At 75.9% G+C, this 21,865-nt stretch carries 22 protein-coding genes; 16 read left to right on the forward strand and 6 right to left on the reverse strand.

Going from position 1 to position 21,865, the window contains the following annotated elements; translation table 11 throughout:
* The first annotated feature begins 15 nt into the window (after positions 1–15).
* On the forward strand, positions 16–1,422 hold the full coding sequence (gene pdxR / locus MF672_RS11155) for a MocR-like pyridoxine biosynthesis transcription factor PdxR (protein ID WP_242382593.1): 1,407 nt from the start codon (positions 16–18) through the stop codon (positions 1,420–1,422).
* Here the strand turns inward: pdxR and MF672_RS11160 are convergent.
* The gene (locus tag MF672_RS11160; RefSeq protein WP_242382592.1) at positions 1,378–1,896 is read right to left on the reverse strand and encodes a universal stress protein; all 519 of its coding nucleotides are present in this window, start codon (positions 1,894–1,896) and stop codon (positions 1,378–1,380) included. The genes pdxR and MF672_RS11160 overlap by 45 nt on opposite strands.
* 110 nt (positions 1,897–2,006) lie before the next feature.
* On the opposite strand from MF672_RS11160, the gene MF672_RS11165 reads away from it, so the two are divergent.
* Genes MF672_RS11165 through MF672_RS51310 form a run of 3 tightly spaced genes read left to right on the forward strand, consistent with a single transcriptional unit; the run spans position 2,007 to position 8,190 of the window.
* Positions 2,007–5,201 (forward strand): BTAD domain-containing putative transcriptional regulator, encoded by a 3,195-nt coding sequence (locus MF672_RS11165; RefSeq protein WP_242382591.1) that lies wholly within the window; start codon positions 2,007–2,009, stop codon positions 5,199–5,201.
* A gap of 47 nt (positions 5,202–5,248) precedes the next feature.
* Entirely contained in the window at positions 5,249–5,458 is a 210-nt protein-coding gene (locus MF672_RS11170) for a hypothetical protein (protein ID WP_242382590.1), read from the forward strand.
* 50 nt (positions 5,459–5,508) lie between these two features.
* On the forward strand, positions 5,509–8,190 hold the full coding sequence (locus MF672_RS51310; RefSeq protein ID WP_302893190.1) for a LuxR C-terminal-related transcriptional regulator: 2,682 nt from the start codon (positions 5,509–5,511) through the stop codon (positions 8,188–8,190).
* 9 nt (positions 8,191–8,199) lie between these two features.
* Here the strand turns inward: MF672_RS51310 and MF672_RS11180 are convergent, their stop codons facing one another.
* Complete coding sequence (locus MF672_RS11180) at positions 8,200–8,919, reverse strand: hypothetical protein (protein WP_247815223.1); 720 nt, start codon at positions 8,917–8,919, stop codon at positions 8,200–8,202.
* Between the two features lie 54 nt (positions 8,920–8,973).
* Between MF672_RS11180 and MF672_RS11185 the strand changes: the two genes are divergently transcribed.
* Positions 8,974–9,432 carry a hypothetical protein gene (locus MF672_RS11185; protein ID WP_242374154.1) on the forward strand — a complete coding sequence of 153 codons (459 nt, stop codon included), beginning with the start codon at positions 8,974–8,976 and terminating at the stop codon, positions 9,430–9,432.
* Positions 9,429–10,019: a cadmium resistance transporter gene (locus MF672_RS11190; protein WP_242374153.1), complete on the forward strand. Its 591-nt coding sequence runs from the start codon at positions 9,429–9,431 to the stop codon at positions 10,017–10,019. The genes MF672_RS11185 and MF672_RS11190 overlap by 4 nt, the downstream gene beginning before the upstream one ends.
* Before the next feature lie 41 nt (positions 10,020–10,060).
* Here MF672_RS11190 and MF672_RS11195 read toward each other — a convergent pair whose 3' ends face one another.
* From MF672_RS11195 to MF672_RS11205, 3 genes are all read right to left on the reverse strand, one after another.
* Positions 10,061–10,336 (reverse strand): hypothetical protein, encoded by a 276-nt coding sequence (locus MF672_RS11195; RefSeq protein ID WP_242374152.1) that lies wholly within the window; start codon positions 10,334–10,336, stop codon positions 10,061–10,063.
* Positions 10,336–10,689 (reverse strand): ArsR/SmtB family transcription factor, encoded by a 354-nt coding sequence (locus MF672_RS11200; RefSeq protein WP_242374151.1) that lies wholly within the window; start codon positions 10,687–10,689, stop codon positions 10,336–10,338. Before MF672_RS11200 ends, MF672_RS11195 begins: the two co-directional genes overlap by 1 nt.
* Before the next feature lie 76 nt (positions 10,690–10,765).
* Positions 10,766–12,112, reverse strand: a complete 1,347-nt coding sequence (locus MF672_RS11205; protein WP_242374150.1) for a hypothetical protein — start codon at positions 12,110–12,112, stop codon at positions 10,766–10,768.
* Between the two features lie 124 nt (positions 12,113–12,236).
* On the opposite strand from MF672_RS11205, the gene MF672_RS11210 reads away from it, so the two are divergent.
* The 10 genes from MF672_RS11210 (at position 12,237) to MF672_RS11255 (ending at position 20,407) form a co-directional block, all read left to right on the forward strand.
* Positions 12,237–14,009, forward strand: coding sequence for a flavin-containing monooxygenase (locus tag MF672_RS11210; protein ID WP_242374149.1), 1,773 nt, complete (start codon positions 12,237–12,239; stop codon positions 14,007–14,009).
* Between the two features lie 14 nt (positions 14,010–14,023).
* Complete coding sequence (locus MF672_RS11215) at positions 14,024–14,812, forward strand: alpha/beta fold hydrolase (RefSeq protein WP_242374148.1); 789 nt, start codon at positions 14,024–14,026, stop codon at positions 14,810–14,812.
* Positions 14,813–14,893: 81 nt separating this feature from the next.
* A complete protein-coding gene (locus tag MF672_RS11220; RefSeq protein WP_242374147.1) occupies positions 14,894–15,328 on the forward strand; it encodes a hypothetical protein in 435 nt (144 codons plus the stop codon).
* 33 nt (positions 15,329–15,361) lie between these two features.
* On the forward strand, positions 15,362–16,519 hold the full coding sequence (locus tag MF672_RS11225; RefSeq protein WP_242374146.1) for a sensor histidine kinase: 1,158 nt from the start codon (positions 15,362–15,364) through the stop codon (positions 16,517–16,519).
* A complete protein-coding gene (locus MF672_RS11230; RefSeq protein ID WP_242374145.1) occupies positions 16,510–17,154 on the forward strand; it encodes a response regulator in 645 nt (214 codons plus the stop codon). The genes MF672_RS11225 and MF672_RS11230 overlap by 10 nt, the downstream gene beginning before the upstream one ends.
* A 31-nt stretch (positions 17,155–17,185) precedes the next feature.
* Positions 17,186–17,983 carry an MBL fold metallo-hydrolase gene (locus tag MF672_RS11235; RefSeq protein ID WP_242374144.1) on the forward strand — a complete coding sequence of 266 codons (798 nt, stop codon included), beginning with the start codon at positions 17,186–17,188 and terminating at the stop codon, positions 17,981–17,983.
* A 73-nt stretch (positions 17,984–18,056) separates the two neighbouring features.
* Positions 18,057–18,623 carry a PadR family transcriptional regulator gene (locus tag MF672_RS11240; protein ID WP_242374143.1) on the forward strand — a complete coding sequence of 189 codons (567 nt, stop codon included), beginning with the start codon at positions 18,057–18,059 and terminating at the stop codon, positions 18,621–18,623.
* Positions 18,624–18,738: 115 nt separating this feature from the next.
* Positions 18,739–19,119, forward strand: a complete 381-nt coding sequence (locus MF672_RS11245; RefSeq protein ID WP_242374142.1) for an SgcJ/EcaC family oxidoreductase — start codon at positions 18,739–18,741, stop codon at positions 19,117–19,119.
* Positions 19,116–19,451 (forward strand): hypothetical protein, encoded by a 336-nt coding sequence (locus tag MF672_RS11250; protein ID WP_242374141.1) that lies wholly within the window; start codon positions 19,116–19,118, stop codon positions 19,449–19,451. The genes MF672_RS11245 and MF672_RS11250 overlap by 4 nt, the downstream gene beginning before the upstream one ends.
* A gap of 11 nt (positions 19,452–19,462) precedes the next feature.
* The gene (locus tag MF672_RS11255; protein WP_242374140.1) at positions 19,463–20,407 is read left to right on the forward strand and encodes a GNAT family N-acetyltransferase; all 945 of its coding nucleotides are present in this window, start codon (positions 19,463–19,465) and stop codon (positions 20,405–20,407) included.
* Here MF672_RS11255 and MF672_RS11260 read toward each other — a convergent pair.
* Positions 20,392–21,864, reverse strand: coding sequence for a sensor histidine kinase (locus tag MF672_RS11260; RefSeq protein WP_242374139.1), 1,473 nt, complete (start codon positions 21,862–21,864; stop codon positions 20,392–20,394). The two genes, MF672_RS11255 and MF672_RS11260, sit on opposite strands and share 16 nt — an antisense overlap.
* Position 21,865 lies beyond the last annotated feature (1 nt).

Here is a 21,865-nt window from a genome sequence, read left to right on the forward strand (position 1 = left end):
AACGATTGGGCCAAGATGGACGTGCACATCACCCTCCAAGAGGGCAGGACGAACCTGGCCGCCCAGGTGTACCGCCAGCTCCTGGACGCCGTCCTCGACGGCCGCCTCCGCTCCGGCGAACGCCTGCCCCCCACCCGCGAGCTGGCCCGCCGCCTGGACATCTCCAGGAACACGGTCGCCCTCGCCTACGACCGCCTCGTGGCCGACGGCTTCCTCGTGGGCCGGGCGGGCGCGGGCACGTTCGTCGCCGCCGAGCCGGTACGCCGCCGGGCCGCCCCCACGGGCGTCATCCGCCCGCGCGCGGTCTGGCGCGACCTCCGCCCGCCGGAGCCCGTCCCGCCCGCGCCGTACGACTTCCGGATCGGCACGCCCGACGCCCGCCTGTTCCCCATGCAGACCTGGCGCCGCCTGCTCGCCCGCGAGCTGCGCGCCGGCGCGGGCGGCTACGCGGACCCGGCCGGCCACGAGCCGCTGCGCGAGGCGATCTCCCGGCACATCGGGCTCAGCCGCTCGGTGCACGCGGGACCCGGCGACGTGCTCGTCACCAACGGCGCCCAGCAGGCCCTCGACCTCGTCGGCCGGGTGCTGATCGAGCCCGGCGCGTGCGTGGCCGTCGAGGAGCCCGGCTACTGGCCGGCCCGCCTGCTGTTCCGCTCGCTCGGCGCCCGCGTCGCCACGGTCCCGGTGGACGACGAGGGCATCGACGTCGCCGCGCTGCCGGGCGCGGCCCGCGTCGTGTACGTGACGCCGTCCCACCAGTTCCCGCTCGGCACGCCCATGTCCCCGGCCCGCCGCGCCGCCCTGCTGGCCTGGGCCGAGCGGCGCCGCGCGGTCGTCATCGAGGACGACTACGACAGCGAGTTCCGCTTCGGCGAGCGGCCGCTCGAACCCCTCCAGAGCCTCGACCGGGCCGGCCGGGTGATCTACGTGGGCTCGTTCTCCAAGACCCTGCTGCCCATGCTGCGGCTCGGCTTCCTCGTCGCGCCCGCCTCGCTCGGGCCCGCGCTGCGCGAGGCCAGACGGCTGTCGGACTGGCACGGGGAGCTGCCGACGCAGGCGGCCCTCGCCCGCTTCATCGACGAGGGGCTGCTGGCCCGGCACATCAGGAAGGCGACCCGCGAGTACGCCGCCCGGCACACGATGATCGCCGGGGCGCTCGGCGCGGACGACCGGCTGCGGTTGGTGCCCTCCAGCGCCGGGCTGCACCTGTGCGCCCGGTTCGCGCCCGGCGTGTCCGCCGAGCCGGCGCCGGGGCTGGCGGTGGAGCGGCTGGAGACGTACTGCGCGGAGGGCGCGCCCCAGCCGGGGCTGGTGCTGGGCTACGGCGGGATCTCCAGGGACCTGATCCCCGAGGGGCTGCGGCTGCTGCGGCGCTCGCTACGGGTGCCGGCGGCTCCAGAACCGCCGGCTGCGGTCCCCTGACAGCTCGGGGTCGTCGGGCGCCGACGGCTGCTGCACGATCACCACCGTCGTCCGCGCGTGCCGGGCGCAGTACATGCTGGTCGAGGGCAGGAAGATGCGGCTGAGCAGGCCGCGTCTCCCCCGGCCGAGCACCAGCAGGTCGCCCTCGCGGGCGAGATCGACGAGGTGGTAGCCGGGGTCGCCGACCCGGCCGATCGCGGCGGTCGTGAGGTCGTCGGGCACCCCGCCCGCGACGTCCTCGAACGCCGCCGTGATCACCTCGGCGCAGCGGGCCTCCTCGCCCGCCCGCACCGCGTGCTGCACGGGCAGCGCCTCGGGGAAGGGGTGGACCGGCGCGCGGCTGACGTGCACGGCGACCAGAGCCATCCGGTGCAGCCGGGCCGCCCCGATGGCCCAGGCCAGCGCCCAGCGCGAGGCCGGGGACTCGTCCACCCCCACGATCAGCCTCGCACCGCCGGGCAGATCCTGTTCCACGGTGCCTCCTGATGAGAAGTACGACCATAGTGCGCCACCCGGCCGGTTACCGGGAGGTGGCACTTTGCGAACTCTGGAGTCGCTCGCGACGGTGGGCGTAGCATGCGGGGGTGGACCGAGGGTGGGTGCGACCCCGTCCCGCCCTCGACCGGCGACTGGACGGGGCGCTGACGCACAGGCTCACCACGCTCGTCGCGTCCACCGGCTACGGCAAGTCCGTGGCGCTGGCCGGCTGGAGCGTCGCCGTCGGCGCCGTCCTCCACCTGCTCGGCCCGGCCGACCGCGACCTGCCCACGCTGGCCGGCTCGGTGGCCCGCGCCCTCGTTCAGGCGGTTCCGGGGCTGCCCGCCGACCTGGTGACGGTCGCGCAGGCGCCGCTCGGGCCCGACGCCGACGAGCTGTCCAGGGCGGCGGCGCTGGCGGGCGGGCTGGCCGAGGCGCTGTCCGGGCGGCTGCGGCGCTCGCTCGCGCTGGTCTTCGACGGCGTCGAGGCGATCGCCGGCGCGCCCGGCTCGGTGCGGTACGTGGAGACGCTGGTCCGCGCCGCCCCCCGGCACCTGCACGTGGTCACCGCCTCGCGCGCTCCCCTGCCGTTCCCGACCGCCCGGCTGCGCCAGGACCACGAGGTGCTCGACCTGGACGCCGGCGACCTGGCGCTCACCTCCGAGGAGACCGCCGCCTGGGCCCGCGAACGGCTGGGGGAGCCCGGCGCCGCCGTCGCGCCCACCCTGCACCGCGCCTGCGCGGGCTGGCCCGCCGCCGTGGTGGCCGCGCTCGACGCCCTGGCCCGCGACGACCCGGCCACCTGGCCGCGCACCGCCGCCGGGCTCGCCGCCACCTCCGCCACGCTGGAACGCCTCACGCTGGAGGCGTTCAAGGACCTGCCGGCCGCCATGCGCGAGCTGTTACGGGCCGCGACCGTGCTGCCCGTCCTGAGCGAGGGCCTCGCGGCGGCGCTCGGCGCGCCGGCCGGCACGCTGGAGTCGCTGGCCGGGCGCGGGCTGTTCCTGGAGACGGCGGAGGAAGGGCACCGGCTGACGCGCACCAGCGCGCACGTCCTGGCCGCGCACGCCCCGCTCGACCCGCACGAGGCCCACGACGTGGCCGCCGTCGCCGCCCGCTGGTACGCCGGGCACGACCGCCCCGAGCTGGCGCTGCGGGCCGCCGTCGCGACCCGGCACCCGGGCCTCGCGGCCGGCCTGCTCGACTCCTACGGCCTGCTGCTCGCCGAACGCGGCGACGTGGTGGCCGCGCTGACCCTGCTGCCCGAGGCGGTCCGCGGCTCTCCCCCGATGCTCAAGCTGGCCGGCATCGCCGAGCAGAGCCGCGGCCACTGGACCCGGGCCCGCGCCCTGCTCGCCCGCGCCGCCGAGGGCCCGGCCTTCGACGCGTTCGTGGCCCGCCGGCTCGCCTTCATCGACCACCTGCGCGGCGACTACGACACCGCCTACGCGATGTACCGGCGGGGCCACGAGCACGGCTTCCCGCCGGCCGACGCCGCCATGTGCGCCGCCTCGATGGCCTCCGTCCTGTGGCTGAAGGGGGAGCGGGCGGCCTGCGCCGAGCTGGCCGACCGGGCGCTGGAGGAGGCGTCGGCCGTCGGCGACCCGGCCGCCCTGGCGATGGCGCACACCGTGCTCGCCATGCTCGCCGCGCTCGACGGCGACCGCCGCGCCAACGACGCCCACTACCTGCGGGCCCTGGAGTACGCCGCGCGCGCCGGCGACGCCGTCCAGCTCATCCGCATCCACGCCAACCGTGCCTCCCGCCACCTCGACGAGGGCGCCTACGCCGAGGCGCTGGCCGAGACCGACTCCGCCGCGCGGCTGGCGGACCAGGTGGCCTTCGCCCCGTACGCGGCGCTCAACGCCTCCAACCGGGCCAAGGCGCTGATCGGGCTCGGCCGTCTGGAGGAGGCCGCCACCGAGGCCGCCGCCGCGCTCGCCGCCTGGGAGGCGATGGGCTCGCGGCTGGTCGGCTACGCGCTCGACCGGCTGGCCGAGGTGCACGCCCTGCGCGGCGACCGGGTGACGGCGGCCGTGCTCTACCGTCGCAGCGTCGCCGAGACCCCGCCCGACGACGTGCAGAAGTTGTCCAACGCGCTCAACGGGCTGGCCGGGCTGCTGGCCGGCGACGACCCTGAGGAGGCCGTCCGGGTGGCCGAGCGCGCTCTGGAGCACGCCGGCGGCATCGCGGGCGTCAGCGCGCAGGTCGTGGCGGCCCGGGTGGCGCTCGCGGCGGGCCGGCCCGGGCGCGCCCGCGAGCTGCTGGACGCGGTGGAGCCGCAGGCGGTCCGGCGCCGCGACCACGCCGCCGAGGCCGCGATCGTCGAGCTGCGCGCCCAGCTCGACGGCGACGCCGCGCAGGCCGACGAGGCCGTGCGCAGGTGGGCCGCGCTCGGCAACCCCGTCGGCCAGGCCAGGGCCGAGCTGATCAGGGCCGCCCTCGCCGACCCCGCCACCGGCAGGGACGCCGCCGTGCGGGTCCGCGAGCGGCTGCACGCGATCGGCTGCCGGGCGCTGGACGACCGCGTGGACGCGCTGATCGCCCGCGCCGCCCCCCAGCCGGGCGCCCGGGTCCTGGTCGAGACCATGGGAACGTTCCGGGTGCTGCTCGGCGGCGTGCCGGTGCCGCGTACCGCGTGGCAGTCGCGCAAGGCCCGCGACCTGCTGAAGATCCTGGTGAGCCGGCGGGGGAGCGGCATCAGCAGGGAGCGCCTGGTCGAGATCCTCTGGCCGGAGCAGGAGGACGAGGCCGTCGGGCTGCGGCGGCTCAACGTCATGGTCTCCACGCTGCGGGCGGTGCTCGACCCCGGCCGCGAGCGCCCGCCGGACGACCTGGTCGTCTCCGAGGAGGGCGCGCTGCGCCTCGACCTGTCCCGCGTGGACGTGGACGTCGAGGTCTTCCTCGGCCTGACCGCCGAGGCCGCCCGCCTCGACCAGGCCGGGCGGGCGGCCGACGCGCTGGAGCGGTGGGCGGCGGCCGAGAGCGCCTACGGCGGCGAGTTCTGCGAGGAGGACCCGTACGCGGACTGGGCCGTGGGCCTGCGCGAGCAGGCCAGGCTGGGCTACGTGCAGGCCGCCGCCCGGCTGGCCGCCGCCCGCGCGGAGGAGGGCCGCCACGAGGAGTCGGCACGCTACTGGCTGCGGCTGCTGGAGCGCGACCGCTACGACGAGCGCGCCCACCTGGGGCTGGTCCGGGTGCTCGACCTGGCCGGCCGCCGCGGCGACGCCCGCCGCCGCTACCACCTGTACGCCGAGCGGATGCGCGAGCTGGAGGTCGAGCCCGCCCCGTACCCGTCCTGAACGCCGCCTGAACCAGACCTGAACCGGGCGGCGAGATGGTGCCCCATATGAGAACGGTCATCGTCCGGCTGGTCGAGCCCGAGCAGTCCGGCGGCCAGCTCCGGGGGCTGCTCGAGGAGATCGGGGGCGAGCCGGTGCCGTTCAGCGGGCCGGAGGCGCTGCTGCATCTGCTGCGCACGGCGGCCGGCATCGACGGCGCGGACCAGGACCCGACCGGTGACCCGACCGGTGACGCGGCCGGTGATGGGGCCGCCTGAACCGGGCGCGAACCTCTCCCCTCCACCATGACGGTTGGAAGGAGGGGGCGATGAACGGGCAACTGGGAGGCTGGCCGTTCGCCGGGCGGCGGGGGCCGCTGGCGAGCGTACGGGAGGCGCTGGCCTCGGGCACGGGCGTGATGATCGCCGGTGAGGCGGGGGTCGGCAAGAGCAGGCTGGCGGCGCACGCGCTCGCCGGGCTGAAGGGGTACGCGGTCGTGCGGGCACTCGGCACGGAGACCGCGGCGATGATCCCGTTCGGCGCGTTCGCGCACGTGCTGACGGGGCCGCCGGCGGGCGGCGAGAACCTGCTGCGCTGGGCCGCGCGCCACCTGCGCGCGGCCGGGCCCGGCGAGCTGCTGGTGAGCGTGGACGACGCGCACCGGCTGGACCCGGCCTCGGCGGCGCTGGTGCACTACCTCGGCGAGGGCGGCCAGGCGCGGCTGCTGGTGACGGTGCGGAGCGGGGAGCCGCTGCCGCAGCCGGTGGCCGCGCTCTGGAAGGACGAGCTGGTCCCGCGGATCGAGCTGCCGCCGCTGAGCGAGGACGAGGTCGGCCGGGTGCTGGCGGGCGCGCTCGGCGGCGCGGTGGCCGCGGAGACCGTCAGGCACCTGGCAGGGGTGAGCGGGGGGAACGCGCTCTACCTGCGCGAGGTCGTGCACGCCGGGCTCGCGTCCGGCTGCCTGACCGAGCGGGACGGCCAGTGGCGCTGGCGCGGCCCGCTCTCGGTCTCCACCCGGCTGCGGGAGCTGGTGAGCGAGCGCATCGGCCACCTCGACGAGGACGAGCGCGAGGTGCTGGAGCTGGTGGCCTTCGGCGAGCCGCTGGGCACCGCGCCGCTCGCCGCGCTGACCTCGGCGCGGGCCGTCGAGCGGGTGGAGGACCGCGGGCTGGTCGCCGCCACCGGCGACGGCCGCCGCGAGCACCTGCGGCTCGGCCACCCCCTGTACGGCGAGGTGGTCAGGGCCGGCTGCGGCACCCTCCGCACCAGGCGGCGGCTGCGCATGCTGGCCGAGGCGCTGGAGGCGACCGGGCTGCGGCGGCGCGAGGACCAGCTCAGGGCGGCCGTGTGGCGGCTGGACAGCGGCTCGGCCACCTCCCCCGGCACGCTCGTCGCGGCGGCCCGGCTGGCGTGGGGCCGCGAGGACCCGTGGCTGGCCGCGCGGCTGGCCAGGGCCGCGATCGACGCGGGGGCCGGGGTGTCGGCGGTCGCGCTGCTCGGCGAGGTGCTCATGGTGCTGGGCGACGCGGACGCGGCGGTCGAGGAGCTGCGGCGGGCCTCCACCGAGGCGGCGACCGAGGGGGAGCGCGCCCTGCACGCCTGCAGCCTCGGCATCAACCTGGCGTGGGCGGGCGCGGACGCCGAGGCGTGCCAGGTGCTCGACCTGGCCGCCGAGCAGGCGAGCGACCCGGTCTGGCGGCAGGAGGCCTACGTGTACCGCTGCGTGGCCGAGTGCTTCGCCGGGCGGCTGTCCGGGGCGGCGCGGGCGCTGGAGCTGGCGCGCGAGAACGGGCCGCTGACCGTGCGGTCGGCGGCGCACGCCGACTCGATGGAGGCGTGGGTGGCGGCGTACAGGGGGCGGACCGCGCACGCCCTCGCCGTCGCCCGCCGGACGATGCCGGAGGCGGACGGCTGGAAGGACGAGGCCCCGCACGCGCTGCCGTCGTTCCTGGACGCGATGTGCGCGGCGCAGGTGTTCTCCGGCCGGCTGGCGGGCGCGGCGCGGACCGCCGAGCAGGCCATGGAGCTGCGGGCGGCCGAGCTGTCGGTGTCCGGGTTCGGGGCGCACCGGGCGATGGTCGGCCGGCTGCGCGGCGAGGTCGCCGAGGCGGTCAGGTGGTGCGCGGACGACCTGGCGCGGATGCCGGTCCGGGAGCCGTACCCGGGGCGGGTCCTCGCCGAGCAGGCGCACGCGCTGGCCTTGCTCGGCCGGGTGGAGCAGGCGGGGGAGTCGCTGGCGCAGGCCGAGGAGCTGGCCTCGCGGTGGCCGTTCACCCGGCAGCACGTGCTGCACGCGCGGGTCTGGGTGCGGGCGGCGGCGGGCGACCTCGACGAGGCGGTCCGGTTGTGCCTGGAGGCGGCGGCGCACGCCGAGCGGCACGAGCTGGCGGGCGGGCTCATGTTCGCGCTGCACGACCTGGTGCGGCTGGGCGCGGCGGGCGCGGCCGCCGGCCGCCTGGCCGCCCTGGCGGGCCTGGACGGGGCGGCCGCCGCAAGCGACCTGCGGGTGGACGGACCGGACGCGCCGAACGGGCTGCGGGTGGACGGGCCGGGCGCGTCGGGCGGGTTGCGGGTGGACGGGCCGCTCGCGCCGCTGCTGGCGCGGCACGCGCGCGCGGTCGGCGATCCGGCCGCGCTGGCGGCGGTGGCGGCCGAGTTCGAGCGGCGCGGCCTGCTGCTGTACGCGGCCGAGGCGACGGCGCAGGAGGCCGCCGCCTACCGGGACGCCGGGCGGGGCACCCTCGCCAAGGGCGCGCGGACCAGGGCGTGGGCGCTGGCCAGGCGCTGCGCGGGGGTGGTCACCCCGGCGCTGGTGGAGCTGGCCACGCCCGACCTGACGCCGCGGCAGCGGGAGTGCGTCCGGCTGGCCGCGGCGGGGCTGACGAACCGGCAGATCGCCGACCGGCTCACGCTCTCCACGCGGACGGCGGCCAACCATCTGCAGGCCGCCTACGACAAGCTCGGCGTCAACGACCGCACCCAGGTCGGGCGGCTGCTGACCGCTCTGTGAGCGGTGTCGTCAGACGAGCTTGAGCAGGCCGTCGTACAGGGTCTCGCGCTCCCCCGCGGACAGGGCCCCGTACGGCGCGCCCGCCCGCTCGTTCGTCTCCAGCTCGACGCCGGCGCGCAGCGGGCCGTCCCGCAGGCCGACGATCTCGGCCGCGGACAGCCCCGCCGCCCGCCAGGCGGCGGCGTGCGCGTCGGCCCGGTGGTAGCGGAGCGCGGCCAGGCGGTTGAGCAGCAGCACGCCGGGGGGCGTCCCGGCCGGCTCGTACGGCGGCGCCACCAGCTCCAGCGCGCCTCCGGGGACGCGTTCCGCGTGCGCGAGCACCCGGGCCGCCAGGCCGGCGAGGGGCGCGGGGTCGTGGGCGGCCCAGGCGCGGGCGGCGGCGGCCGCGTGCACGTCGTACAGGCGGTGGACGTAGGCGAGGCCCCGGTCGGTGAGCCGCAGCAGGCCGTCGCCGTCGTCGGTGAGCGTGCCCTCGCGCAGGTGCGCCAGGACGTCGGCCGCGCGGGCCGCCTCGTCGTGGTAGCGGCGGATCGCGGCGAGGCCGGACCGGGGCAGCGGGCGCAGGGGGAGCGCGAAGCGCAGGTCGGACAGCAGGCCGGGGGTGACGCCGGAGGTCTCGGCCAGCTCGGTGGCCGCGCGGTGGGCGGCGGCGAGCACGTTGACGTGGGCCGCGTTGATGACCGGGGCGATCGCCGCCGCATACTCGGACAGAGCCTGATATTTAGGCATCGGCGGCCATTATGCCGTGGCGAGCCGCCCGGCAGGTCGGAGATCATGGTGTTCGTGGCGGTCATCCGGTACTTGGCCCTCGGCCTGCTCTGCGGCCTGTTCGGCGTGTTCGGCGCGCCGCGCGGGGAGGGCTTCGAGCACGCGCGGCTCAGCGCGATCATGGGGATGGAGCTGGTCCAGCTTCTCACGGTCCCGCTCGGCCTGGTGATCGGCCTCATCGTCGCGGTCACCCGCCGGGGACGGCCGCCCGGCCGTCCGCTCGCCGCCGTCATGATCGCCTTCGGCGTGGTCCTCTTCACCCAGGCGGGGGCGACGGGGGCCTGGGTGGACACGGACCCGCCGGGGATCGGCGACCCGGACGGGGAGGCGGTGGTGGCGATGCTCGGCCGGCTCGAAGGGCTGTTCGCGGTGTTCGTCGGCCTGGTCGTCCTGGTCGTCCGGTGGGCGCCCGCGGTGCTGGGCGCCCCCCGGCGGCGCAGCCGCGGCGCTCCGGCGCGGGCGGGGGACGCGTGAGCGGAGGGATCATCGGGCAGGCGGCGGGCCTGTTCGCGGTCACGAACGTCGACGACCTCGTGCTGCTCGCCCTGTTCTTCGCCCAGGGCGCCGGACGCCGGGGCGCCGCCGCGCGGGTCGTCCTCGGCCAGTACCTCGGCTTCGCCGCGATCCTCGCGGTGTCGGTCGCCGCCGCGCTCGGGGCCACGCTGCTGCCCGCGTCCGTCGTCCCGTACCTCGGCCTGCTCCCGCTGGCCCTGGGCGTCAAGGCGGGCTGGCGGGCGTGGCGCGACCGCGACGGCGAGGACCATGAGGGGCCCGCCCGGCCGGGCGGGCCGAGGGCGCTGGAGGTGGCCGCCGTCACCCTCGCGAACGGCGGCGACAACGTGGGCGTGTACGTCCCGGTGTTCGCCACCGCCGGCGCGGGCGGCATCGCCGCCTACGCGGCGGTCTTCCTCGTCCTGGTCGGCGTCTGGTGCGCGGCCGGGCGCTTCTTCGCCACCCGGCCGGTGGTCGCGCGTGTGCTGAGCCGCTGGGGGCACGTGCTGCTGCCCGTCGTCCTGGTCGGCATCGGCCTGGCCATCCTGGTCGGCGGCCTGACCGCGTGACGGCGGGCTGTTCGACCATGCGGGCTGTTCGACCATGCGGGCTATTCGACCGTGCGCAGGATCTGCTCGATCGCGGCGGCGCGGGAGCGCAGCTCGGCCACGTCGGCGGCGGTGCGCTGCTGGGCGTCCAGCGACCCCTCGGCGAGCTGTTCGTAGCGGCGCACCAGCCGGCGCAGGTCCTCGGCCTGGTCGGCCTGGAGGCGGGTCTTGCGCCAGTCGAACAGGCCCACCACGACGATCGCGATCAGGAAGGTCACCAGCACCAGCACGCCGAGGTAGAAGATCGCCTCGGGCCAGGACATCGTGCCATCCGGCATCAGGAGTGCTCCTCGGCTCCGGGACCCTTCGCCGGGTCCGCCTGGGTGAGTGTCTTCGCCGCCTCGGCCAGCGCCGCGGCGGTCAGGTGCAGGTCGAAGTCCGCGACCTCGTAGAACTTCATCGCCTTGCCGTCCTCGGACAGCTCCAGCGTGCCGACGATCAGCCCGGCGGCCTCGAGCTTGCGCAGGTGCATGTGGAGGAGCGGGCGGCTGATGCCGATCTCGCGCGCCAGGTGGCTGACGTAGTCACGGCCCTCGACGGCCAGCCGCGCGACGATGCGCAGCCGCAGCGGGTTGGCCAGCGCCGCCAGCATCTCCAGCAGGTCGTCGCCGGTCGGCCCTGCCGCGTTCATGGCATCCCGTCACCTGTAAGAAATTATTGACAGGACGGAACGGTAGCACCGGCCAGGCGCGGACGGCAACGCCGGCTCAGCGGGTGGCCACGGGCTCCTGCCCGGCGGCGGCGTGGCGGCCGGGACGCCCCGCCCCGGCGGCGGGCCCGGCCAAGGTCAGGCCCAGCGCCAGGAAGATCAGCGGGATCGCGGGGATCACGTACCGGATGTCGTAGGCGGCGAGGAAGGGCGGCGCGACGACGAGCGCGAGCGCGGCCGTCGCCGGGAGCAGCGCGTCCCAGCGCCGCCGCCACGCCATCAGCCCGAACGCGGCCGCCAGCGCCGCCATCAGCAGCGGGAACGGCACGTACCCGAAGCGCTGGTAGGCCCGCAGCCAGCCGGCGTACGGCTCGACCACCCGGGTGGCCGCCGGCCCCGCCTCGTACGCCTCCGCGACGCCGCGCACCGACTCGCTGATCGGCCGTTCGGCGGCGGGCAGCTTGTACGGCGTCTTCTCGTCCACGGCCGTGCGCTCCCAGCGCAGGAGCTGCCTCAGGTCGGCGCCGACGGCGGCGAGGTAGTCGAGGGGCTGGGCGAGGATGGCCTGGCGGGCGAACTCCCCGGCGAGCTGGTTGCGGTTGGCCGTCCCCGGCACCTTGAGCAGCGGCGAGAAGTCCTCCCACAACCAGTGCGGCGGGTAGGGGCGCTGCTCGACGGGCATGCCGGGGCAGAGCACGGCGAGGCGCGCGGGCGGGTCGATCACCGCGCAGTCGGCGAAGCTCATGGTGCGCGACCACAGGAAGTTGCCGTCGGCCTCGGTGAGGGCGAACCTGCCCTTCTCGGCCTTGGTCCAGGTCGCGTACGCGCCGAGCGGGATCGCCCCGGCCACCACGAGCGCCAGCAGCGGGCGCCAGCCGTAGCGGCGGACCAGCAGGTACGCGGCCGTGAGCACGAGCAGCGGCAGGCCGACCGTCCTGGTGATGCCGGCCAGCCCGAGCAGCAGCCCGGCGGCCGCCGCCGTGGCCGGGGTGACCCGCCACACGACGAGTGCGACCGCCGCGGCGACGAGCACGGTGAAGACCGCGTCCGCCATGATCATGTGTTCCAGCAGGATCAGGAACTCGTCGTACAGCAGGGGCACGACCAGCAGCGTCGCCCCCCAGCCGGGCAGGCCGCGCCGCCTGAGCAGGGCGTACACGCCGATCGCGAGGGCGAGCCCGAGCAGGTGCTGCAGGACGGTCACGAGCGTGAGGCTGTGGGCCGGGCGCAGCAGCGCGAGCAGCAGCGAGTAGCCCGACGGCCGGGTGGTGCCGGGCTTCAGCTCCTCGCTGAGGAAGGCGAAGGAGTCGCCGTAGAACAGCAGCGAGGGCGGGTACCCGAGCACGGCGAGCACGCGCAGCCCGACGGCGGGCAGCAGGGCGGCGACCAGTGCGCGATGAGCCAAGGCGGTGAAGCTTCCTCGTGTTCCGGGCTTATCACCTTATCGGGGCCGGCTCGGTGGAAGCCCTTGCCGCCGTGCTTACCGAATGTGATTCTGGAATCTCCTCGGAAACCGTCCCGGAGGACGCATGACAGCCGTCATCGACAAAGAGGCCCTGCGCAGGAAGTACCGCGAGGAGCGCGACAAGCGGCTCCGGCCGGACGGCAACGACCAGTACCTCCGCCTGCCCGGCGAGTACCTGGGCGACCCCTACACCCCGCGGACCGGACGCGCGCCCAAGACCGACCACGTCACGGTCGCGGTCGTCGGCGGCGGCTTCGCCGGGCTGCTCACCGCGGCCCGGCTCAAGGAGGCCGGCGTCCACGACGTCCGCATCCTGGACAAGGCGGGCGACTTCGGCGGCACCTGGTACTGGAACCGCTATCCCGGAGCGCAGTGCGACACCGCGTCGTACGTCTACATGCCGCTCCTGGAGGAGACCGGCCACATGCCGACCGAGAAGTACGCGCACGCGCCCGAGATCCTCGAGCACTGCCGCCGCATCGGCAAGCACTACGGCCTCTACGACGACGTCCTGTTCCACACCGAGGTCGTGGGCCTGGAGTGGCAGGACGGGCGGTGGCTGGTCCGCACCGACCGCGGCGACGCCTTCACCGCCCAGTTCGTCGCCATGGGCATCGGCCCGCTGCACGTGCCGAAGCTGCCCGGCATCCCCGGCATCGGCGACTTCCGCGGCCACGCCTTCCACACCAGCCGCTGGGACTACGCCTACACCGGCGGCGACCCGTCCGGCGCGCCCATGGACCGGCTGGCGGACCAGCGCGTGGCGATCATCGGCACCGGCGCGACCGCCGTCCAGTGCGTCCCGCACCTGGCCAGGGCCTGCGCCGAGCTGTACGTCTTCCAGCGCACCCCGTCCAGCGTGGACGTGCGCGGCAACCGCCCCACCGACCCCGAATGGTTCGCCGGCATCGCCACGCCCGGCTGGCAGCGGCGCTGGCTGGAGAACTTCACCGCCATGCAGACCGGCGGCCAGGCGGCCGAGGACCTGGTCATGGACGGCTGGACGGACCTCGCCCGCCGGGTCCGCGCCAGGGTCGCCGAGCTGACCGAGATCACCCCGCAGACCCTGCTGGCCGCCTTCGAGGACTCCGACTTCGAGAAGATGGAGGAGATCCGCGCCCGGGTGGACGCCGTCGTCCGCGACCCGGAGACCGCGCACCGGCTCAAGGCCTGGTACCGCCAGCTCTGCAAGCGCCCCTGCTTCCACGACGAGTACCTCCAGGCGTTCAACGTCCCCGGCGTCCACCTGGTCGACACCGACGGCAAGGGCGTCGAGCGCATCACGCCGGCGGGCGTCGTCGCCGCCGGCCGCGAGTACGAGGTGGACTGCGTCATCTACGCCTCCGGCTTCGAGGTCGGCACCGACTGGACCCGCCGCGCCGGCTACGACCTGACCGGCCGCGACGGCCGCCGTCTGTCCGAGCACTGGGCGGACGGCATGCGCTCGCTGCACGGCATCCACGTGCACGGCTTCCCCAACGCCTTCCTCATCGGCCACACCCAGGGCGCGAACCTGCTCTCCAACATCCCCCACAACCTCACCGAGGCCGGCCGCACGGTCGCCGCCGTCGTCGCGCACGCGCTCGAACACGGCCACACCGAGGTCGAGGCCACCAAGGAGGCCGAGGACGGCTGGGTGGACCTGCTGCTGTCCGGGGCGGGCCCGCTGCTCGGCTCGCCCGACTGCACGCCCGGCTACTACAACAACGAGGGCCGCGACCTCGGCGTGCGCGGGCGGCTGAACGGCGGGTATCCCCAGGGCGCGATGGCTTTCTTCGCCTATATTGACCGGTGGCGGTCCTCCGGGGCGTTCGAAGGGCTCCGGTTCCACCCTTGAGCTGAGGGAGTCGCATGCACCGCGTCACGGCGAAAGACGGCACGTCCATCGCGTACGACCGGCTGGGGTCCGGCCCGGCGGTCGTCCTGGTCGGGGGCGCGGCGGTCGACCGCTCGCACCACGCGCCGCTCGCCGAGGAACTGGCCGCGCACTTCACGGTCCACAACTACGACCGGCGCGGGCGGGGCGACAGCGACGACACGCCGCCGTACGCGGTCGAGCGCGAGATCGAGGACCTCGCGGCGCTGATGGAGGCCGCGGGCGGGGCCGCCCACCTCTTCGGCGTCTCCTCCGGCGGCGCGCTCGCCCTGGAGGCGGCCGCGGCCGGGCTGCCGGTGGCCAGGCTCGCCGTGTACGAGGTCCCGTACGACCTGGCGGAGGACGCCGGGCAGCGCCAGAAGGAGTACGCCGAGCGCCTGCACGCGCTGCTCGCCGAGGGCCGCCGCGGCGAGGCGTTCGCCCTGTTCATGCGGCTGGCCGGCACGCCCGAGGAGATGGTCGAGCAGGCCCAGGCGTCGCCGGCGTGGGCCTCCTGCGAGGCGCTGGCCCCCACGCTCGCCTACGACGCCGCCGTCATGGGCGACGGCCGCCCGCCCCTCGACCGGCTCGCCAGGATCCCCTGCCCGACGCTGGTGGCCACGGGCGGCGCGAGCCCCGACTCCGCCGGGGCCTTCTTCGACCGGGCCGCCGACGCCGTCGCGGCGGCGTTGCCGCTGGCCGAGCGGGTGGTCGTCGAGGGCCAGACCCACCTGGCCGACCCCAAGGCCCTCGCCCCGGTCCTGGCGCGGTTCTTCAGCCCGTGACCTGACCGGGGAGTTCGATCGCGGTGTCCGGAGGGTGCGCCTTGCGTGGGCGCGGCGACGGGCCGGGGTAGGACCAGGCATGTGACTGATGGAAACGGTCTCTACGTGCGCTTCCAGGTCCGCTACTGCGGGCGTCTGGGCGTGCCGGTGGGCATCTTCGCCGCCTGTCACCACCTCCGCCGGGACGGCCGCCTGAGCGTGGCGGACGACGAGCTCTTCATGAGGGTCGACACCTGGTTCATCACTCGTCTGCCCCACCCGCCGTTCTACGCCGACGGCAACACCATCCGCGCCGTCCCCTGGTTCAAGCCGGCGGCCACGTCCTTCATGGCCGCCCTCGCGCCCCTGGAGGACCTGCTGCGCCGCTATCAGGTGCCGTACGACGTGGTGCGCTCCCCCGATCCCGGCACCCTCGTCTACGAGGACGACTTCCAGATCGGCGTGCTGCCGTACGTGCGGCCGGCCGACGCGGTCGCGGACGGGCGCGGCCGGGAAAGCTACACCCAGCACTACTGACCGGCCCGACCGGCCGTCGGTAGCGTCACCAGGGTGCTCAACAGGACCGCGCTGGAGGCGCTCACCCGCAGGCCGTTGCCGTTCCTGGGGTCCGCGTGGCCGTGGCGGTGCGTGGCGTACCTGGTGGCGAGCGTCGTGCCGGGCGCAGCGGCCGGGCTGGTCGCGGCGGCGGTGCTGCTGCTGCCCAAGCCGCAGGGCGTGCTGGCCGGGCTGGCGCTGCTGGCGGTGATCCCGCTGCCGCTCGCCAGGTTCGAGCGGTGGCGGCTGCGGCTGGTGGACGGCGTGCCCCTGCCGCCCGCGCCCGACCGGCGGCGGCGCGAGCTGGGGCTCGCGGTCATGACGTTGCTGGCCCTGTGGTGGATCGACCTGGTCATGGTGGCGGCCGTGGTGGCGGGGCCGGTGCTGCTCATGCTCACGCCCGTGGTGCAGCCGACCGTGGCGGCCGAGCCGGGCGTGGCGGCGAGCGTCGTGGGCGTGCTGCTGCTGCCGGTCGCGGCGTACACGGTGACGGCCTGGGGCGGCGGGCGGGGCGCGATGGCGCGGGCCGTGCTCGCGCCGCAGCGGTCGGAGCTGAGCGAGGTGCTGCGCTCGCGGGCCCGCCTGGTGGACGCGTTCGAGGTGGAGCGCCACAGGATCGAGCGGGACCTGCACGACGGCGCCCAGCAGCGGCTGGTCGCGCTGTCCATGACGCTCGGCATGGCCCGGCTGGACCTGCCGGAGGATTCGGAGGTGTCCCGGCTGATCGGGCTCGCCCACGACGAGGCCAAGCAGGCGCTGGCCGAGCTGCGCGAGCTGATCCGCGGCGTGCACGCGCCGATCCTCACCGACCGGGGGCTGGTGGCGGCGGTGCGCGACGTGGCCGGGCGTTCGCCGGTGCCCGTGGACGTGGCGCTGGACGTGCCGGTCCGGCTGCCCGCGCCGGTCGAGGTCACCGCGTACTACGTGGTCAGTGAGGCGCTGGCGAACATGGCCAAGCACAGCGGGGCCGCGCGGGCGGCGGTCAGCGGGCGGGTGGAGCGCGGCACGCTGGTCGTGGAGGTCCGCGACGACGGCAGAGGCGGGGCCGACCCGGCCGGGGGCACCGGGCTGACCGGCCTGGCCGACCGGTTGTCGGTGGTGGAGGGCAGACTGTCGTTGTCGAGCCCGGCGGGCGGGCCGACCCTGGTGCGAGTGGAGATCCCGTGCGCGTAGTGATCGCCGAGGATGTCGTCCTGCTCCGTGAGGGCCTGGCCGGCCTGCTCGAACGCTTCGGCCACACCGTGGCGGCCGCGGTGGGCGACGCGCCCGGCCTGCTGGCCGCCGTGGCCGAGCACCGTCCCGACGCGGTCGTGACCGACGTGCGGATGCCGCCCGGCTTCAGCGACGAGGGCCTGCGGGCGGCGCTGGAGCTGCGCGAACGCGACCCGGGGCTGGCGGTGCTGGTGCTCAGCCAGTACGTCGAGCAGACCTACGCGGCCGAGCTGCTCGACTCAGGCGCCGGGGCGGGCGTCGGCTACCTGCTGAAGGACCGCGTCGGCGACGTGCGCGAGTTCGTGGCCGCGCTCGACCGGGTGGCGGCGGGCGGCACGGTCGTGGACCCCGAGGTGGTGCGGCAGCTCCTGCGCAGGCGGCGCGACCCGCTCGACCGGCTCACCGCGCGCGAGCAGGAGGTGCTGGGGCTGATCGCGGAGGGGCGGACGAACGCCTCGATCGCGAAGGAGCTGTTCGTCACGGAGGCGGCCGTGGCCAAGCACATCGCGAACATCTTCGCCAAGCTCGACCTGCCGCCGGCCGCCGACGGGCACCGCCGGGTGCTGGCGGTGCTGGCGTACTTGCGGCAGGGCTGACAAGCGGGGCAAATGCGTAGAGTTCGGTGGCATGAACGAGAAGTGGCAGGAGATCGGCGACCGGGTGTACGTCCGCCGGCACCGGTCGTACGACCTCAACACGGGCCTGGTGGTGGGCGACGACGGGCACTGCCTGGTGCTCGACACGCGCTCCTCGCACCGGGAGGCGGCCGACCTCGTCGAGGCGGTCAGGACGATCGCCTCCGGCCCGTGGACGGTCGTCAACAGCCACGCGCACTTCGACCACTGCTTCGGCAACGCGCTGTTCCGCCCGGCCGAGATCTGGGGCCACCTCCGCTGCGCGGAGGAGATGGAACGCGACGGTGAGCGGCAGCGCGCGATCCTGGCCGAGCGCAGCCCCGAGCGGCGCGAGGAGTTCGAGGAGGTGACGATCGTGCCGCCCGACTGCACGTTCACCAGCGCCGCGAGCCTCGACATCGGCGGCCGCATGGTGCACCTGCGGTACTTCGGGCTCGGGCACAGCAGCAACGACGTCGTGGTGCAGGTGCCGGACGCCGGGGTGGTGTTCGCCGGCGACCTGGTGGAGGAGGGGGCGCCGCCGGCGTTCGGCGACTCGTACCCGCTGGACTGGCCGGGCACGCTGGCCGCGATGCTGCGCGAGATGCCCGAGCCGGTGGTGGTTCCGGGGCACGGCGCGGTGGTGGACCGGGCGTACGCGGTGGCGCAGCAGGCGGAGCTGGCGCTGGTGGCCGACCTGGCGCGGCGGGCGCACGCCGAGGGGCTGCGCGACCTCATCACCCGCTTCCCGTACCCGGAGGAGGCCAGCAGGGAGGCGATCGGGCGGGCCTTCCTCCAGCTCGACGCCTGACGGTGCTGCTCCATGCTCGACGCTCGGCGATGCGTCTGGCTATAGTGCAAAATGCACTATGGAAGGGGGCATCATGGCGCGACGCCACGACCTGGTCGGCCTGACCGTGCTGGCCTTGCTCACGCTGCGCGCCGCCCATCCGTACGAGCTGCACCGGCTCATCGTCGACTGGCACAAGGACTACGTCACCGGCCTGCCGCGCAGCCTCTACCACGCGGTCGAGCGGCTGGCCCGCGACGAGTTCATCGTGCCCGCGAAGACCGACCGCGAGGGCCGCAGGCCGGAGCGCACGGTCTACGAGATCACCGACGAGGGCCGGGAAGAGCTGGCCGCCCGGCTGCGCCTGCTCCTGGAGCGGCCCGACCCCGACCGGCGCGCGTTCGTCGCCGCGGTCTCGCTCATGGGCTGCCTGCCGCTGCCCGAGGCCCGCCGGGCACTGCGCGCCCGCGCGGCGACGATCGAGGGCGTCCTCGCCGGGATGGACGCCCACCAGCGGGCGATGGCCGACAACGGCCTGCCCGCGGTGCTCGGGCTGGAGCTGGAGTACGAGCAGGCGCTGCACCGGGCCGAGCTGGCCTGGCTCGGCGACCTGCTCGACCGGCTGGAGCGGGGCGAGCTCGACTGGAGCCCGCCCACCTGAGAAGAAACGGCCGCCGGGGTGCGCCAACACCCCGGCGGCCGGCATCCGAACAAGGCGCCTGCCCTGCCCGAACTCGCCTTCACAGGATAGGCGCCGCGACCGAGGGAGCTGTGCCATGTCCGCAGAAGAGATCCACCGCCTGCTCGCCCGCCTGACCGAGACCTGGAACGCCGGGGACTCCGCCGGCTACGCCGGGCTGTTCACCGAGGACGCCGACTACGTCACGTTCTTCGGCCTGCACCTGAAGGGCCGCCAGGCCATCGAGGAGACGCACCGCGGGCTGTTCGCGAGGGCGATCAAGCTCGGCGAGAGCGACACCGCGCCGAGCATCAGGTTCCTGACCGGCGACGTCGCCCTGATCGTCGCGGGCGGCACGTCGTCCGTGGACGGCGTGCCAGACCCGGGCCGGACCTCGACCGTCACCCTCACGGCCCTCCGCACGCCCGAGGGCTGGCGCTTCGCCTCCTTCCAGAACTCGCGGGTGGCCAGGCCGTGACCCGCCGGCTGATCGCCGAGGTCGCCGGGGTGGTGACCGCGCCCGTCGAGCGGGTGTGGCCGCTGCTGCGGCGGCAGGTGCCCGCCGAGGAGGTGGGCGAGCACTTCCTGGCCTACCAGGGCGGCTGGTGGTACCGGGGCGAGTGGCGGGTCGCCCCCCATCCGGACGGCACGCGGGTGGAGCACCGCGTCTACAGCGTGGCCGGGCCGTTCTGGGCGGTCGCGCTCGCCAACCGGCTGTTCGTCGGGTACGCGGGACGCACCCGCCGCTCGTTCGCGGCGGGCCTGGCGGGGATCGCCGAGCAGTTGGGAGGCACCGCCCGGCTCACCTAGGCTCCCATGTCATGGAATGGGGACCTTTGACCCGGGAGGACGCCCGGCCCTTGGCCGAGCTGCTGCACGCGATGGAGGCCGCGGACCGCACCGGCGTCGTCCACGGCGTGGACGAGGTGGCCGGCCACCTCGACAGCCCGCTGCTCGACCTGGCCGCGGGAACGCTCGCGGCCAGGGACGGCGACCGGATCGTCGCCTTCGGCCACCTCCCGGTCATGCAGTCGGCCGCGGAGACGCACACGATGCGGTTCTGGGGCGGCGTGCACCCGGCGCACCGCCGCCGCGGCCTCGGCCGGCGCGTCGTGGACTGGAGCCTCGGGGCCGCCCCGGGGCTCAGCGCGCGGGCCTTTCCAGGGGTGCCGGCGGAGGTCCACCTCAGCGCGGACGAGAGCGACCCGGGAGCGGTGGCGCTGGCCGAGGCCGCCGGGTTCGTCCCGGTACGCACCTTCGCCCGGATGACCCGCCCGCTCGCCGGCGACCTGCCTCCGGTCCGGCCGCCGGCGGGCGTGTCGCTCGTCCCCTGGTCGCCCGAGGTGGACGACGGCGCCCGCGAGGTGCGCAACCAGTCCTTCCGCGACCATTGGGGCAGCGTGCCGCACACCCCGCAGAGCTGGCGGTCGGCCATCACCGGCTCGCCCAGCTTCCTGCCGGACGCGTCCTTCGTGGCGCTGGCCGGCGAGCAGGCCGTCGGCGCGCTCCTCACCCACCGGCGGGACACCCCGGACGGCGAGCGCGTCGCCTGGATCCAGATCGTCGGCACGCTGAAGGAGTGGCGCGGCAAGGGCGTGGCCGGGTCGCTGCTCGCGCACGCGCTCGCCGCCTTCGCCGCCCAGGGCTACGACTCGGCCGGGCTCGGCGTGGACGCCGACAACCCGACCGGCGCGGTCGCGGTCTATCAGCGGGCCGGCTTCTCGATCGCGCGGCGCAGCACGGCGTACGCCTACAAGGTCGCGTGACAGCGGGCCGCGGGGAACCGGGCGACGAACCCGCCGCCCGCGTAGACCAGCGTGCCCTCGTGCAGGGTCGCGATGTCCCGCGCGATGGGCAGGCCGAGGCCCGCGCCGCCCGCGTCCCTGGCCCGCGCCTCGTCCAGCCGGGTGAAGCGGTCGAAGACCGCCTCCCGCTGCTCGAACGGGATGCCCGGCCCGTCGTCCAGCACCTCCAGGACGGCCTCCTCGCCGTCGGCGCGCACCCGCACCCGCACGGTCGAGGCGGCGTGCCGGACCGCGTTGTCGACCAGGTTCGTGACCAGCCGGTCGAGGTGGGCGCGTGAGCCCTTCAGCACCACGTCGGGCTCGACGTCCAGCTCCACCCGCACGTCGGGCCGCCGCCCGGCGCGCAGCGCCTCCTCGGCCGCCACCTGGCCGAGGTCCAGTTCGGCGGTGCGCAGCGGCTCGCCCGCGTCCAGCTTGGCCAGCATGAGCAGGTCGGCGGCCAGCGACTGCAGGCGCTCGACGTCGGCCAGCGCCTCCCGCGTCAGCTCGCTGGGCTCGGCCAGCTCCAGGCGGGCCCGCAGGGTCGCGATGGGGCTGCGCAGCTCGTGCGCCGCGTCCGCGACGAACCGCTTGTGCCGCTCCACGGCCGTCTCCAGGCGGTCGAGGGTGCCGTTGACGGTGGTGGCGAGGGCCGCGATCTCGTCCCGCGAGCGGGGGACGGGCACCCGCTGGTGCAGGTCGCGGGCGGTGATGTGGGCGACCTTGGCGCGGATGGCGGCGACCGGGGCGAGCGCGCGGTTCACCGCGAGCCACGTCATCACCGCCACCACCAGCAGCACGGCGGGCACGCCGGGCAGCAACGTGCCGTAGAGCGTGCGGAGGGCCTGTCCGACGCCCTCCAGCGAGACGCGGGACCACACCATGCCGGGGCCCGAGGCGGTGCTCACCTTCGCTCCGGCGACGGCGTACCGGCCGGCCGCGGCCCACGGGCCCGGGTCGTCCCTGGCGGCGGTCAGCACGACGTCGGGGTCCACGGCGGTGACCGTCCGGCCGTCCTGGAGGCGTACGACGCCTTCCTTGCCCGGCCGCCCCGGCGGCCGGTCCCCGGCGCCGGGCAGCGGCTCGGCGGCTTTCTTGAGCGCCTCCGCCGGCTCGGCCGGCCCTTCGCGCTGCTCGGCCGGCCCTTCGAGCTGGTCGGCGGGGGCCACGCTCAGCGTCGCCGCGTACGGGACCGCCGCCACCGCCTTGCGCGCGGCCTCGGCGCCCGCGCTGCTCTCCAGGCTGCCCCGCAGCACCAGGACCAGCACCAGGGCGACGATCCCGAGGGCGAGCGCCACGACCAGCGTCGCCGCCGCGGTCGCCCGCACCCGCACCGACGCCACCCCGGCCCCCATCCGCCGCACCCCGGCCCCCACGTGCCGCACCCCGGTCCCCGTGCGCCGCACCCCGGACAGCAGTCGCCGCGGCGGACCGCCCATC

Origin of the sequence: Actinomadura luzonensis, from assembly GCF_022664455.2 — a bacterium.
GTDB classification, from domain to species: Bacteria; Actinomycetota; Actinomycetes; order Streptosporangiales; family Streptosporangiaceae; genus Nonomuraea; species Nonomuraea luzonensis.

Bases quoted from the DNA above. Each gene is read 5' to 3' on its own strand.
- MF672_RS51310 (WP_302893190.1), top strand. From the start codon at position 5,509: ATGAACGGGCAACTGGGAGGCTGGCCGTTCGCCGGGCGGCGGGGGCCG.
- MF672_RS11200 (WP_242374151.1), bottom strand. From the start codon at position 10,689: ATGAACGCGGCAGGGCCGACCGGCGACGACCTGCTGGAGATGCTGGCG.
- MF672_RS11195 (WP_242374152.1), bottom strand. From the start codon at position 10,336: ATGCCGGATGGCACGATGTCCTGGCCCGAGGCGATCTTCTACCTCGGC.
- MF672_RS11170 (WP_242382590.1), top strand. From the start codon at position 5,249: ATGAGAACGGTCATCGTCCGGCTGGTCGAGCCCGAGCAGTCCGGCGGC.
- MF672_RS11235 (WP_242374144.1), top strand. From the start codon at position 17,186: ATGAACGAGAAGTGGCAGGAGATCGGCGACCGGGTGTACGTCCGCCGG.
- MF672_RS11260 (WP_242374139.1), bottom strand. From the start codon at position 21,864: ATGGGCGGTCCGCCGCGGCGACTGCTGTCCGGGGTGCGGCGCACGGGG.
- MF672_RS11210 (WP_242374149.1), top strand. From the start codon at position 12,237: ATGACAGCCGTCATCGACAAAGAGGCCCTGCGCAGGAAGTACCGCGAG.
- MF672_RS11245 (WP_242374142.1), top strand. From the start codon at position 18,739: ATGTCCGCAGAAGAGATCCACCGCCTGCTCGCCCGCCTGACCGAGACC.
- MF672_RS11240 (WP_242374143.1), top strand. From the start codon at position 18,057: ATGGCGCGACGCCACGACCTGGTCGGCCTGACCGTGCTGGCCTTGCTC.
- pdxR (WP_242382593.1), top strand. From the start codon at position 16: ATGGACGTGCACATCACCCTCCAAGAGGGCAGGACGAACCTGGCCGCC.
- MF672_RS11255 (WP_242374140.1), top strand. From the start codon at position 19,463: ATGGAATGGGGACCTTTGACCCGGGAGGACGCCCGGCCCTTGGCCGAG.
- MF672_RS11215 (WP_242374148.1), top strand. From the start codon at position 14,024: ATGCACCGCGTCACGGCGAAAGACGGCACGTCCATCGCGTACGACCGG.
- MF672_RS11180 (WP_247815223.1), bottom strand. From the start codon at position 8,919: ATGCCTAAATATCAGGCTCTGTCCGAGTATGCGGCGGCGATCGCCCCG.